9 protein-coding genes and 1 pseudogene are annotated in these 13,898 nt (G+C 43.7%); 7 read left to right on the forward strand and 3 right to left on the reverse strand.

Annotated elements, in window-relative coordinates; translation table 11 throughout:
* Positions 1-176 precede the first annotated feature (176 nt).
* The 3 genes from MgSA37_RS10825 (at position 177) to MgSA37_RS10835 (ending at position 8,064) form a co-directional block, all read left to right on the forward strand.
* Positions 177-2,537, forward strand: coding sequence for a PDZ domain-containing protein (locus MgSA37_RS10825; protein ID WP_096351859.1), 2,361 nt, complete (start codon positions 177-179; stop codon positions 2,535-2,537).
* Positions 2,538-3,309: 772 nt separating this feature from the next.
* Entirely contained in the window at positions 3,310-6,435 is a 3,126-nt protein-coding gene (locus MgSA37_RS10830; protein WP_096351860.1) for a SusC/RagA family TonB-linked outer membrane protein, read from the forward strand.
* Positions 6,436-6,459: 24 nt separating this feature from the next.
* A complete protein-coding gene (locus MgSA37_RS10835; RefSeq protein ID WP_096351862.1) occupies positions 6,460-8,064 on the forward strand; it encodes a RagB/SusD family nutrient uptake outer membrane protein in 1,605 nt (534 codons plus the stop codon).
* A gap of 332 nt (positions 8,065-8,396) precedes the next feature.
* Here MgSA37_RS10835 and MgSA37_RS10840 read toward each other — a convergent pair whose 3' ends face one another.
* The 3 genes and pseudogenes from MgSA37_RS10840 to MgSA37_RS28205 all read right to left on the reverse strand — a co-directional run.
* Positions 8,397-8,987: a DNA translocase FtsK gene (locus tag MgSA37_RS10840; protein WP_232010838.1), complete on the reverse strand. Its 591-nt coding sequence runs from the start codon at positions 8,985-8,987 to the stop codon at positions 8,397-8,399.
* 19 nt (positions 8,988-9,006) lie between these two features.
* Positions 9,007-9,279, reverse strand: a complete 273-nt coding sequence (locus tag MgSA37_RS29085) for an FtsK/SpoIIIE domain-containing protein (protein ID WP_232010839.1) — start codon at positions 9,277-9,279, stop codon at positions 9,007-9,009.
* A gap of 14 nt (positions 9,280-9,293) precedes the next feature.
* Positions 9,294-9,437: pseudogene (locus MgSA37_RS28205) on the reverse strand (SRPBCC family protein); the annotation flags it as partial.
* Between the two features lie 315 nt (positions 9,438-9,752).
* On the opposite strand from MgSA37_RS28205, the gene MgSA37_RS10845 reads away from it, so the two are divergent.
* From MgSA37_RS10845 to MgSA37_RS10860, 4 genes are all read left to right on the forward strand, one after another.
* Positions 9,753-10,334: an RNA polymerase sigma factor gene (locus MgSA37_RS10845; protein ID WP_096351864.1), complete on the forward strand. Its 582-nt coding sequence runs from the start codon at positions 9,753-9,755 to the stop codon at positions 10,332-10,334.
* A 107-nt stretch (positions 10,335-10,441) separates the two neighbouring features.
* Positions 10,442-11,578 carry a FecR family protein gene (locus tag MgSA37_RS10850; protein WP_096351865.1) on the forward strand — a complete coding sequence of 379 codons (1,137 nt, stop codon included), beginning with the start codon at positions 10,442-10,444 and terminating at the stop codon, positions 11,576-11,578.
* 89 nt (positions 11,579-11,667) lie between these two features.
* Entirely contained in the window at positions 11,668-12,813 is a 1,146-nt protein-coding gene (locus MgSA37_RS10855) for a TlpA disulfide reductase family protein (protein ID WP_096351867.1), read from the forward strand.
* A gap of 173 nt (positions 12,814-12,986) precedes the next feature.
* A complete protein-coding gene (locus MgSA37_RS10860; RefSeq protein WP_157750532.1) occupies positions 12,987-13,826 on the forward strand; it encodes a DUF4974 domain-containing protein in 840 nt (279 codons plus the stop codon).
* Positions 13,827-13,898: the final 72 nt, after the last annotated feature.

Genomic DNA, 13,898 nt, shown 5'->3' on the forward strand with positions numbered 1-13,898 from the left:
CAATGGAATTTAAGGAGCAGGGGTGGAGTTTTGTTGCGTTGCGCAACACGTGCACACCCTGTAACAAAGTGCAAAATCTCTGATAATTAATGACTTAGCTACTGACAAGATTTTGTCACTGACAGAATCTTGTCAGCACTTTTTCTGTTTTCGGGCGAATTTTTTATGATAGATTTATGAGTAAACTTAAAATATTCCTGGTGATTGCGGTCGGCCTGTTTTTCCCGGTGCGATCGTTTTCGCAGACAAACTTTTTCATCTCAACCCTTGGGAAGGATACCAATCCGGGTACCGGAGCAAAACCTTTTCATTCTATTTCAAGGGCGGTAACAGAGGCGCGTACCCATAGCGGCAAAATTAACCTGTACCTGATGGAGGGAATATACCGCTTAAACAAGCCCGTTGTTTTTACCAGCCGGGATTCAAGGCAAAATGGCAGCACGCTAACGATCACCAGCTACAACAAGCAAAAGGTAATTATCAGCGGCGGGGCGGTTCTTCACCTAAAGTGGGCGCCTTATAAAGATGGTATTTGGAAAGCCAGGGTAGAACAAAATGTTCAGTTTGACGAACTGTTCGTCAATGGGCAGCTGCAGCATATGGCACGTTATCCAAATTATCATCCTGCAGCCCATTATTTGAATGGTACTGCAGAAGATGTGCTATCGCCGGAGCGCGTTGCCCGCTGGAAATCGCCGGAGGGCGGGTACATACACGCTTTGCATCCCTCCCAATGGGGTGACGTCCATTACAGGATCACCGGTAAAAACGATAAAGGCGAACCTGTGCTGGAAGGAGGGTGGCAAAACAACCGCCGCATGGGTATGAGTGAAAAATACCGCTTTGTGGAGAATGTTTTTGAAGAGCTCGATACAGTGAACGAATGGTACTTTGATAAGCAGGCCAAAACGTTGTATTATTTTCCACCTGCCGGCCTTAACCTGCGCACCGCTACATTTGAGTCGCCGCAACCTGCCAGCCTCTTCGAGTTTCGCGGCGGGGAAACAGCGCCGGTCAGGAATATTACTATATCCGGCCTGGTTTTAACGCAAACTGCGAGGACTTTTATGCAGAATATGGAGCCTTTGCTGCGAAGCGACTGGACCATTTACCGGGGCGGCGCCGTGACCTGCGAAGGAGCGGTAAATTGCAAACTGGTAAATTGTACCGTGATTAATGTTGGGGGCAATGCTGTATTTTTCAGTAAATATAACCGCAATTGCGGGGTGTCTGGATGTCAGATTTCGGAAGTGGGGGCAAGCGGAATTTGTTTCGTCGGCGATCCCGGCGCTGCCCGTTCGCCGAGTTTTGAATATAACCAGTTTGTGCCGATAGCGCAAATGGACCGGACGCCGGGGCCCAAAACAAATAATTATCCGAAAGACTGCCGCATTTACGACAACCTGATGTTTAACCTGGGGCTGGTAGAAAAACAATCAGCAGGCGTAGAGCTCTCCATGTGCCAGGATATCACCGTCAGCCACAATACCATCTATGATGTTCCCCGCGCAGGCATCAATGTCAGCGAAGGGACATGGGGCGGTCATGTTATTGAGTATAACGATGTTTTTAATACCGTTAAGGAAACCGGCGACCATGGATCATTCAACTCCTGGGGGCGTGATCGTTACTGGCATCCCGATAAAAAGATAATGGATTCCATTGTGGCGGAATATCCTGATTTGGCCCTGCTGGACGTAACCCGGCCAATCATTTTGCGCAACAACAGGTTTCGTTGCGACCATGGCTGGGATATTGACCTGGATGATGGGTCAAGCAATTACATCATCAGCAATAACCTTTGTTTAAACGGCGGTATTAAGCTAAGGGAAGGAGTGAACCGTGTTGTTGAAAACAATATCATGGTGAATAATACTTTTCACCCTCACGTGTGGTTTAAAAACAGCAATGACATCTTCAGGCACAACATCGTAGGTGCGGGATATCTGCCGATAGGGATTTCCGTATGGGGGAAAGAAGTTGACTACAACGTATTTCCCGATGCTGCCTCCTTATCCGAAGCACAGGCAAGGGGAACTGATATGCATTCAGTATCCATGCCGCAGGTTTTCGAAAACCCCGCTGAGGGAGATTTTCGGCTTAAACCCGGCGCTATTGCATTTTCTGTCGGCTTCAAAAACATTGAACTGGATAGTTTTGGAGTCGTTTCCCCGCAGTTAAAGGCCCGGGCAAAGAAAGTGAATTTCCCGATGGTTACAGCGCCAGCCCAGGTAGCCGAAAGTGAAACAATTGATTTTATGGGCGCAAAAGTAAAAAAACTGACCACCCTGGGAGAACGATCTGCAACAGGAATGGATGATATCCGGGGTGTTTTGGTGAAATCAATACTGCCGGGCCAAGCCAGTGCTTTTTTTCAGGCAAATGATGTAATCCTATCGCTGAACGGTGTACCAACCAACAGCCTGAGGGATTTGCAGAAAGCGAGGATGTCGGTTATCGGGGCCTCTGCAGAAATTGTCATTTTCCGTAACCAGCACGCGTTTACTAAACGAGTGGAATTTGACGGCCATAAATAAAGCCCGGCTTTGGAATTATCCGCAGGAACAGGCAGGTGGCAAAACATAAAGACGGGATTTCCCGTGATTTTGCGATGACTTAATATGGTTTATACCGTAATGTGCTGATAGTTATCTTATTATAGTATTTTCCGAATTATAAAGAAATTTTCGTGCCCGTCCAATGAACCTGAACCGGCCCGGTATTCGCCTCAACTAACCCCTCCCTCCAAAGGAGAGCGTGCTTAAAAAGCCGGAATTTAACCACTTTGGAATCGAATTTCTCTCTCTCCTTTGGGGAAGATGAGCGAGGGCTTCGCTGTATAGGTGAGGCGAAACGGCGGAGCCGGAATAAAAAAACATGTAAAGCTGACGTTAATTAAATTGTTTGATCCGAATATAACCGCCTTATTCATACATTCCTGCTGTTTTTTACACATTTGGTGCCCTATTTTTATTCATTTATACCCCCTCGCTTTTTTTTAGTTACCATAGTTTCACATTCGGAATAAGGCTTCAGTGCGGTAAGTTTAAAATACTGCTTTAGAATAATGTTCCACCAATTATCAATTGAACCACCAATTAATTTATTTTTTTGATTTAGCAGACGCTAACTGTATTTAAAGTTTTTAATGATATGTTAAAAAATTTACTACTGAACAGTGATAAGGTATTTGTCCGCGATGTTTCGCAATCGATTGCAAGAGCAAGGCCAACAAATAGTTCCTCTATGCTTATCCTTAATATCCATTAATAAATAATCAACCAATTATGTTACTTAAATTTTAAATTCATGAAAAGAAAACTACTAACACAATTCCTCATTTTTGCCGGGATGACCTTATCACTTCTGGTGATAAGTCTACCGGGCTATTCGCAAATGAGAAAAATTACCGGCAAGGTGTTGGGCTCGGATGATGGACTCCCCCTGCCAGGCGTAACCATTAAAGTAAAAGGCACAACGGATGCCACGAGTACCAATATAGACGGGCTCTATTCCATCAATGCTGCTCAGGGAAGTACATTGGTTTTCTCTTTTATTGGTTACGATCAAAAAGAGATTGCCGTTCCGGCTTCAGGCGCCGTTGACGTAACTTTAGCGAAAAGTACTAACAGCCTGAACGAGGTTGTAGTAATAGGATACGGTAGTGCCCGCAGGAAAGACCTGGTAGGCGCCGTTGATGTGGTAAACGCCAAAGATGCAGGAGCAAATACATCATTAAGCCCTGCGCAATTACTGATAGGCAAGGCACCCGGCGTACAGGTAGTGCAAACAAGTGGCGTACCGGGCGCAGGCGCTCAAATTATTGTACGTGGTGTAGGTTCTTTCACTGATGTTAGCCCGCTGTATGTTATTGATGGCATACAGGGTAGTGAAGGCTTGTTCAATCAGATCAGCCCGCAGGATATTGACAATATTACCATATTAAAAGACGCAGCTTCTACAGCAATATATGGTGTTGCCGGTGCTAACGGCGTTGTTATTATTACAACAAAAAAGGCTAAAGCAGGCGCCACTCAAATAGCATTTACATCGCAGGTTGGTTTTTCAAGGATACCGAAAAAACTCGATCTGTTAAAAGCTGCCGATTATGTTAAGCTCCTTACTGATATTGATGTTACCAACAATAACCCTACACCGGTAAAACTTACCACGCCGTTTGCTTTGGTTGACAGAAACGACTGGCAAGACCAAATTTTTAAAACAGCTTTATCAACTCAAAATGATTTAACAATTAGCGGCGGCGGCGACAAGGTTACCTATAATATGTCGGCAGGATATGTAACCCAGCAAGCAACCGTTAAGGATTATCAGCTTAAAAGGTTTACTAACAGGTTTACGTTAGAAGAAAAATTAGGCCGTTTTCGGTTCGGGCAAACCTTTAATTTGAGGTACACCAAAACTGAGGGCGAGGCAGTAAGCTTAGGTAACGCGCTTCAATATGCGCCTTATCAACCCATTTTTGATTCTTCAATTCAGGGCGGTTACTCCATCCTTACCAATATTGATGATGACAGCAATGCTGTAAATCCATTAGTGGACTTAGGCGTGAAAACACAAAGCAGCCATGAACTGGTATTATTTCCGCAGGTATTTGGCGAAGTAAAAATTATCGAGGGTTTAACCTTCAGGTCACAAGCGTCAATGCAATATGGCAGCAGTGTGAGTGATTCGTATAATATACCCTACGTAATTTCCAATAAACTGTTTTTCGACCGGCAAGCAAACCGTAGTTTTAACAACTACTATAATTACAACATCGACAATTATTTTTCCTATAACCGTACCTTTGGTAAACATAATATTTCGCTAACCGCTGGTACAAGTTACATTGATCCGGGTAGCAGCAGGTTTGTTAGTCTGGCAGGTACCGGTATGCTAAACGATCAGGTAAAGGACATATCCGTTGCCACAACTATCACCGCCGCCAGTTCTTCAGGTTATGCCAATGGAACTGGTATTGAACAATCTTATTACGGGCGTTTGATTTATTCTTACGACGATAAGTATATTCTTTCAGCCAGTTTAAGGCGCGATGGATCTTCCAACTTTCCTCCGGCAAGCCGTTACGGTAATTTTCCGGGAGGGGGCTTCGCATGGCGCTTCAGTCAGGAAGATTTCATTAAAGCAGCCCTTCCATTTGTCAGTGATGGTAAACTTCGCGTAGGATGGGGACGTACCGGTAACAACAGAATCTCTCTTACCGCGAGCGATGTGTATACCTTTAATGGATCGACTGCGGGAAACCTGGTGTATTCTTTCGGCAGGAATGAGCAATTTAATAGTGGCACAACACTTACTACCATCGGAAACGGGTTATTACACTGGGAAACAACAGACCAAACCGATGCAGGCATCGACCTGGGTTTTCTCAACAACCGGATAACACTTAATGCCGATTACTACAATAGAAAAAGCTCAGGGTTATTAGTTCAAATACCTGTACCGCCAAGTTTAGGTATAGGGATAAATACGGGCGGCAGCAGCCAGACAGTTAACGCGGCTGATGCACAAAACAAAGGTTTTGAATTTCAGTTAGGTTACCATTCTCCGGTATCAAAAGATTTTAGCTATAACGTAAGTGTTAACGGCGCTTTTAACACAAATAAAACAATATCCTTAGGTACCCAATCGCCAACGCCAATAGTAGGCGGAACGGGTGTTGCTGAGACATTAACCAAGCCGGGTACTCCTATAGGGGCATATTATGGCTATATGGTTGAACATGTTGCCAAAGACCAGGCTGAAATTGATGCATTAAATGTAATAGCACAGCAGAAAACCGGCAATACGAATGCCGTTTACCAGGCTGGATTGAAACCGGGCGACTTTATATTTAAGGATCTGAACGGTGATGGAACCGTTGATTCAAAAGACCAGAAATTTTTGGGCAGTCCAATTCCTAAGTTTATGTATGGCATTAACATAGGCGCTACCTACCACAACTTTGATCTTAATGTAGTATTGTCAGGTGTTCAGGGCGTACAAATAGGAAATGATCTGAGATCCACTTTGCAGTTCGCAGGAACAGGGCATAATGCCTCAACCGCTATATTAAACAGGTGGGAAAAACCGGGTGATAATGCTCTTCTGCCAAGAGCAGGGCAGGATGACAACGGATCTGGTAACTTAAGGCCATCGAATTTCTTTATAGATAACGGCGCCTATTTAAAGGCCCGTAACGTCACCCTTGGCTATACTTTTACTAAAGCCACTTTACAATCGTTTTCGGGCAATGTGTTAAGTAAACTGCGCATCTATATTGCTGCGGAAAATTTATTTACCATAACGGGCTATAAAGGGTACGACCCCGAAATAGGCTCGGACGGTGGCGATCTTATTTTTAACCGCAATATTGACCATGGCCAGCTACCGCAGCCGCGTACTATTTTATTCGGATTACAAGCAGGATTTTAAGTAACACTTATTAAAAATATAATTATGAAAAAATATATAAAATTCCTTATGACGGGCGGGCTGTTGGCTCTCTCAATAGGGTGTAAAAAAGATTTAAGTTTGATTAATAAAGGTGCGTACACTTCTGATACGTATTTTACCAGCGATGTTGCCTTAAACCAGGCCGTTGTGGCAACATATGCAGGTTTGCTGCATACCGGGATGTGGGCACGAGAGTGGTATTTTACGTTTGATTTGCTTGGCTATGATGCCAAAAACAATCAGCCCCTGGGAGGTGATCTGCTGCAATTGGCCCAGTATAATTTTGGCCCGGATCAGAACCAGGTGGGAGAAACTTGGGCAGCATTGTACCAGATAATAGCGCGCGCCAATGTAGTTATTGATCGTGCCCAGGTATGGAAGCCCGATCCCTCTAAACCTACAGAGGCAACTGACCAAACTCAATATATTGCCGAATGCAAATTCCTGCGGGCTTACGCTTATTTTCAGTTAGTTAATTTGTACGGCCGGGTACCACTCCGCACCCACTATATAACGCTGCCAACGCCTGCAGATATTAACGCACCGAGATCACCTGTCGCTGACATATGGGCATTTATTGAACAGGATTTAAAAGATGCTGAGGCAGGCCTTCCTGTTACATACAGTGATGCCAATTACGGACGTGCTACGCAAGGCGCTGCAGTGGCGCTTTTGGGTAAATCATATTTATATGAGAAAAAATGGGCATCAGCACAAACCGAACTTACTAAATTAACCCAGGCGCCTTTCACTTATTCGCTGGCGCCCGTTTATAACGATCTGTTTGATGACCCGAACCAGGATGACGGCACTAAAAATCCGGAAACCATTTTTCAGGTAATGAATCAGAAATGGACTGATTGGGGTATAGGTAACCAGTACTACGTTTTTGGTGGCCAGGAAACCTGGGGCGGAAAGGCAACGCACTCAGACCGTGCACAGGAATACGGCTTTAATGATTGGAACAATGTACATATAACTACAACCGCTGTTAAAGCTTTCACCTATCCTAACCCGCAAAATCCTTCGGCGAATTATATAGATCCCCGCGCAGCTTTCACGTTTTATGGCGATGCGGCAAGTGGCGGCCAGACACAATATTGCCAGCAATGTTCTACAGGGCCTGTGGATTTTCCTTTCGCCTCAAAAGGGTACGAGTGGCTTAAATATGAATATTATAACAAGGTGGCATCTTTTGGCGGACCGCAAAGTGGTATAAACGGCCAGGTAATACGCTACGCAGATGTGTTGTTGATGCTGGCAGAAAGCTATATACAACAGGGCAATACCGGCGCTGTGCCACTGGGTTTAATTAACCAGGTGCGCAGCAGGCCAAGCGTTAATGCTCCGCTTTATACTTCTTTGGGGACGCAAACTGATGCTATGGCCATCCTGATGCGCGAAAGGCAGTTAGAACTAACCGGCGAACAAAGCCGTTATTTTGACTTAATACGTTGGGGTATTGCGAAACAAACAATAAATGCTGAAATGCAAATTGAAAACGGTACGCAGCCATTTCAAGATAAAAATGTGCTGTTCCCAATACCTTTAGCCGAGAAGAATGCCAACAGTGCTGTTGCTAAAGATATTTCAGGCGACTGGAATTAATTAGTTTTAGTTTATAATTTTATAAGAGCCTGCAACAGTGACTGGTGCAGGCTCTTTTTTTAGTTCAATATTAGTATTTCAATTTCTAATATCAATAAAAAAGAGGCTTTCTCAAAAGTCTCTCCATGTAAAAAGTAAGCAAATTATATTTTGAACCGTTAGGTTTTTGTGGCCATAGTGTTCTTTCTTCGTGTCTTTTGTGGTAAAAAAACAAACCACGAAGGGCACAAAGTACTCACTAAGAACACTAAGTCTAAATTTTATTTCGTTTGCTTTTTAGTTCATAAACTTTTGATACAGCCTCTTCTCTATTATTTATTGAAAAACGCCTCTTAAGGTCCTTTTTTGCGAATCGCCTCCAAATGCCTTTCCAAACTATAATCGTCGGAGAATAAAACATCGCGGGCTTTGCTGCCTTCGAATGGCCCGACTATGCCGGCTCTTTCTAATTGATCGATGATGTGTCCCGAACGGTTGTAACCCAATTTCATTTTATGCCGGATGAGCGAGGTTGATCCCTGTTGGTGCAGAACGATTAGACTTGCAGCTTCATCAAACATCGGGTCAAGGTTGTCCGGGTCAAACTCCTTGGCGCTTGTGTAATGATTTCCATAGGCCGGCAACAGCATTGCGGACGGATAACCGCGCTGGAGCCCGATAAAGTCGCAGACGCTTTCAACTTCCCGGCCGGTTAACAGCGCGCCTTGCAGGCGCATTATTTCCACGCCGTTTGAGTGGAGCATGTGGCCTTGTCCCTGAAGCAGGTCTGCACCCTGCACATCAAGAATTGTCCTGGAATCTGTTGAGGATACCAGCCGGAAGGCCAGCCTGGAGGAGAAATTAGCCTTAATGGAGCCGGTTGTGATGTTTTTACGGAAGGTCTTTGGGTAGAAATGATCAGGTGAATGCCGATTGGACGGCATCTTTGAGCGAGCGAGGCGATCAGTTGTTCTTTGGATTTAAGCAAATCAGCAAATTCATAATCACAACAACGATATGGGGCAGGTAACGGTGCTTTTCGGGATTACCGATTTTTCGCTTTGCAAATTTTTCGTTGTACTCTTTTATATGGCGCACTTGCGCGTCCTTTAACAATTCAAACCGCTGGTCGGCTTCACGGCATAAGGAACTAAGCGTGTCTGTTACATCGCGTGGCGCTGTGATTACCGCATCAGTATCGCGGCAAAAAATAGTGTTATTTGGATGTAATAACATGTAAAAGATGATTTTTAGCTTGGCGCCAGGATCTGTTTCCAGCCGTCTTCGCACCGGTGCCGGGCGAAATGGCGGTCGCGATGAAAACTTGCCAGGCCGGTATGGGTTAATTTAAGCCTGGATTTAATGCCTTTATCAAATAATTCGAACGTCACTTCCGAATAGTGCTTTGTAAACTTTTTCTATTTCAAAAGGTAATTAAAAAGAAATCGCAGATTTATAAGGCATAAACAAAATAATCCCTTTTCATCTGGCGCGACCTGCTTTTGCAACTATTGTGACATTATTCAATTTTAATTCTCTTAATGTCTTTAATAAACCGCTATTTATGCAGCGAATTGGCCATTTTTTGCTAACAGAAAAATAACAAAGATACACTGACGTTTATAATAGCTTAACAGAAATATCATATCTTTTAAAAAAATAATTATTATTGTGCTGAAAATCCGGGTGTTAAATGAAGGGTTTTATTTATGGTGGCTTATAACTCACTTTCTGATCATGAATTGACCGGCTTGTTAAAGACAGGCGACAGGGCTGCATTTACAGAAATATACCAGCGATATAAGTGGGTATTATTTCTTCATGCATTGAAAAGGATCAGGGACAGGGAGCAAGCCAAAGATATTATACAGGAACTTTTCACGACGCTATGGGACAGGCGCAATGACCTGGAACTGAGAACGCATTTGTCAGGATACCTGTATACTTCCGTCCGCAACCGCATCATCAAATCATTTGCCCATCAGCAAGTGGAATCAGACTATATCAATTCACTGGTGGCGTCTGTGAACGAAGACAACTGTATTACCGATCATAAGGTAAGGCAAAGCAACCTGGCGGCATTGATTGAAAAGGAAATTAATGAACTGCCTGAAAAAATGCGTGAAGTATTTTTATTAAGCAGAAAACAAAATCTCAGCCACAAGGAAATCGCCTTTCAATTGGGAATAGAGGAGTCCACTGTTAAAAGACAGATAAGCAACGCATTGAAAATACTTCGTGTTAAACTGGGGCTTTTAGCCTGGCTTGCCTTGCTTTTTAAATTTTTATAACCTTATTTACAGATACTTGCAGATTTATTTAAGCGTCATCTGCATCCTCCCGGCCTGCTAAGGGTCTATATCTGTATAAAGCCGAAGAATTAAGGTTTTTATAAGATATGAATAAGCAGGACCTCATAGAATTATTGAAGCGATATGATCAGGGTTTATGTTCAGACCAGGAAAAAGCCTGGGTTGAAACCTGGTACCTGAACTACGAGCCGCAGCCTCTGGATACTTCTATAGAAGTATTAAGTGCAGATCTGGATGAGGTTGAGCAAAAGCTTATTGAACACACTACCTTCCGGCGGATACCTTTGTGGCCGCGAATCGCTGCGGCAGCCTCCATAGTAATATTCCTTTCCATTGGGGGGTATTTCTTATTGCACAAACCTGCACCTGTTCAAACCGCACAAAATCAGATGCATAATGACGTTGCTCCGGGAGGAAATAAAGCGATCATAACGCTTTCGAACGGTAAAAAGATAAGCCTGACGGACGCCAGCAAAGGCACAATAACCAAAGAAGGTAACACCATCATCAAAAAAACAAATGATGGCACGGTAAGCTATGAAGGCAGCGCCCCAACCGGAACAACCGGGCAATTAGCTTATAATACGATTGCTATACCCAGGGGCGGACAATGGACAGTGATATTACCCGACGGAACAAAAGCCATGCTCGATGCCGCCTCCAGTATTAAATATCCCGTTTCTTTTCCAGGAAATGAACGTAAAGTAGAGATTACCGGCCAGGTTTATTTTGAGGTAGTACATAATGCCGCCAAGCCATTCCGCGTAGTTACTAAAGAGCAGGTTATCGAAGATATCGGCACAAAATTCAATATCAATGCCTATGATGATGAACCGGCAGTAAAAACAACCCTGGTAGAAGGGGCGGTGAGGGTCTCCAGTCCGGGAGCGCATTCTGTTTTGGAAACAGCCGGGGTTATCCTTAAACCGGGGGAACAAAGTGTAGTGCAAAATAATAAATTAACGGTATCCGCTGCCAATATTGAAGAAACCCTTGCCTGGAAAAATGGCTATTTTAAGTTTAATGACGATAGCGTTGAAAGTATCATGCGCAAGCTCTCGCGGTGGTATGATATAGAGGTTGAATATAAGGGTGATTTACCTGATATAAAATTTGATGGTGAAATTCCGCGTAACACAGGGCTTTCACAGGTGTTAAAAGTATTGGAATTGGCCAATGTTCATTTTACTATCCAGGGAAAAAAATTAACCGTTACACCCTGATACACGTTACCCGGTTAAAACGGGGCACGCGAATAAACGATAAACGAGGTTTCTTAACCTGATTGTATTTATAGCTTAAAAATTAAAAAATGAAAAGAATACTCCTTCTTACGGCACTTGTTTTGCCCTTATTTTTGTCTGCCCAGCAAAAATACATCATCAGGGGCAACATTGGCGCCGTTAATGCGCCTGCAAAAGTATTTCTGTCTTACACTGAAAATAACAAGGCAATAACCGATTCTACAGCTATAAAAGACGGGGTTTTTGAATTTTCCGGCCAGGTAGATGGTATTGTTATCGCAGCCTTAACATTAGATCATAAAGGAGGCGGGCTGCAAAGCCTTAATGCAGTCAATCCTGACAGGACGACGCTTTTTTTGCTGGAGGGCACTACGATTATATCGGGCGGCGATTCATTGTCAAAAGCTACCATGAGTGGCGTAAAAGAGAATGAAGATTACATGCGCTTTAAAGTATTGCTGAAACCCGCTGTTGACGCCTCTAAAGCTTTACAGGCAGAATATTATTCGGCTCCCAGCGAAAAAAGAAGTTCCCCACAGTTTATCGGGTATCTTCAAAACAAACAGAAAGCCGTTGACCAGCAGGAAAAAGAACTGACAGAAAAGTTTATTGCAGAGTATCCGGATGCCTATATCGGCTTCCAGTTATTGATGGATAGAATTAATAATGAGTCATATCCCGACGCAACTTATTTGCAGGCTCAATTTTTAAAGCTTTCCAAAAATCTTCGTGAAAGCAAAGCCGGAGTAGCTTTTCAGCAACGCCTCGATGTGCTAAATGCAGTTGTGGTAGGCGCCATAGCACCTGATTTTACCCAGCCGGACACTACCGGAACGCTGGTGAAATTGTCATCGTTCAGAGGAAAATACGTATTGCTTGATTTTTGGGCATCATGGTGCGGCCCATGCCGTAATGAAAACCCCAATCTGGTAAAGGCTTATAACAACTTTAAGGAAAAGAAATTCACCATATTAAGCGTATCTCTTGATCAGCCGGGAAAAAAGGACAGTTGGCTGAATGCCATCCATGCCGATGGCCTTAAATGGAACCACGTATCCGACCTGAAATTCTGGAGCAATGACGCGGCGGTGTTGTATGGAGTGCGGGCTATCCCGCAAAATCTGTTGATTGATCCGGACGGAAATATTGTTGCCAAAAACATTTTCGGCGAGGAGCTGCAAAACAAACTGAAGGAGATTCTCGGCGGTATGTAACCTGGTTAAGCGGGCTGGCTGACAACTGGAATTTGATATACTTTTTATTGGAAAAGAAATGGAGTGATCTTTATTCTGAAGCACAGATAGAGCTTACCGTGAGATGATTTACCTTTTTTTACCTGATTAATTTAACTGAACTAATTGATTTAAACTAAAAAACCAAAATGCATATGAAAATTTTTAGACTCTTATTGTTTTTAATTTGTCAGCTCACGACTGTTTCGCTGCTTGCACAGCATATGAGGTTGGGGGTACAGGAGCAGCCACAACCGGCTACTATAACGCTGTCCTTGAAAAATGTGCCGCTTGAAACTGTTTTATCCCAAATCAAAAAACAGGCAGGGATCCGCTTTGTCTACACTAAGGATATATTAAAAATAGCCGGAAAGGTCTCCGTTCAGGCGGAAAAAGCAGATCTGGAAACCGTATTAAAACAGCTCTTTCATAATACCTCAATTAACTTTACCGTGTTCGGGAATACAGTAGAATTATCCACCAAAAAAAACGCGAACGTTAGTGGTAATGTACAACCCGATAATAGTTTTTTTTCAAAAGGCATTGCGCACGGTTTTGTATATACAACCGGGGGCGTAAGACTAAATGGCGCCGGTGTCATTATCAAGCGCTCTCATTCGGGAACGGTCACAAATACCAAACGCCTTGCCATGGTTGAGATCAGCCAGGTCAACGCTAAATATATTGAGCGGCAGCCCGTATCAAACCCCTTGTTGGCTTTGAAAGGTATCGTTCACGGGGTGCTGATACTCCCCGCAAGTGGTTATAGCAATGTCCCGGTAAAAGTAGAAATACGGGGAAGAAACTCAATTGACCCTGCATCAGCCTCCGATCCCTTATATATTATTGATGGTGTACCCCTCATCCAGGCAAACATTGGTGGGGTTCCGTCTTCAAACCACCGGGGAGGTTCCACCGGGCGTCAACAGGCCGGTATTTCCTTTCCGGGTGGAATATGGGAAAAGAAATGGAGTGATCTTTATGCTGAAGCGTAGATAGCGCTTGCCCGGAGATGATTTGTCTGTTTTTTACCTGGTTAATTTAACTGAACTAATTGATTTAAACTA

The sequence above is a fragment of the Mucilaginibacter gotjawali genome (assembly GCF_002355435.1).
In the GTDB taxonomy this organism is placed as follows: domain Bacteria; phylum Bacteroidota; class Bacteroidia; order Sphingobacteriales; family Sphingobacteriaceae; genus Mucilaginibacter; species Mucilaginibacter gotjawali.

Bases quoted from the DNA above. Each gene is read 5' to 3' on its own strand.
- MgSA37_RS10825 (WP_096351859.1), top strand. From the start codon at position 177: ATGAGTAAACTTAAAATATTCCTGGTGATTGCGGTCGGCCTGTTTTTC.
- MgSA37_RS10830 (WP_096351860.1), top strand. From the start codon at position 3,310: ATGAAAAGAAAACTACTAACACAATTCCTCATTTTTGCCGGGATGACC.
- MgSA37_RS10835 (WP_096351862.1), top strand. From the start codon at position 6,460: ATGAAAAAATATATAAAATTCCTTATGACGGGCGGGCTGTTGGCTCTC.
- MgSA37_RS10840 (WP_232010838.1), bottom strand. From the start codon at position 8,987: ATGCCGTCCAATCGGCATTCACCTGATCATTTCTACCCAAAGACCTTC.
- MgSA37_RS29085 (WP_232010839.1), bottom strand. From the start codon at position 9,279: ATGTTATTACATCCAAATAACACTATTTTTTGCCGCGATACTGATGCG.
- MgSA37_RS10845 (WP_096351864.1), top strand. From the start codon at position 9,753: ATGGTGGCTTATAACTCACTTTCTGATCATGAATTGACCGGCTTGTTA.
- MgSA37_RS10850 (WP_096351865.1), top strand. From the start codon at position 10,442: ATGAATAAGCAGGACCTCATAGAATTATTGAAGCGATATGATCAGGGT.
- MgSA37_RS10855 (WP_096351867.1), top strand. From the start codon at position 11,668: ATGAAAAGAATACTCCTTCTTACGGCACTTGTTTTGCCCTTATTTTTG.
- MgSA37_RS10860 (WP_157750532.1), top strand. From the start codon at position 12,987: ATGAAAATTTTTAGACTCTTATTGTTTTTAATTTGTCAGCTCACGACT.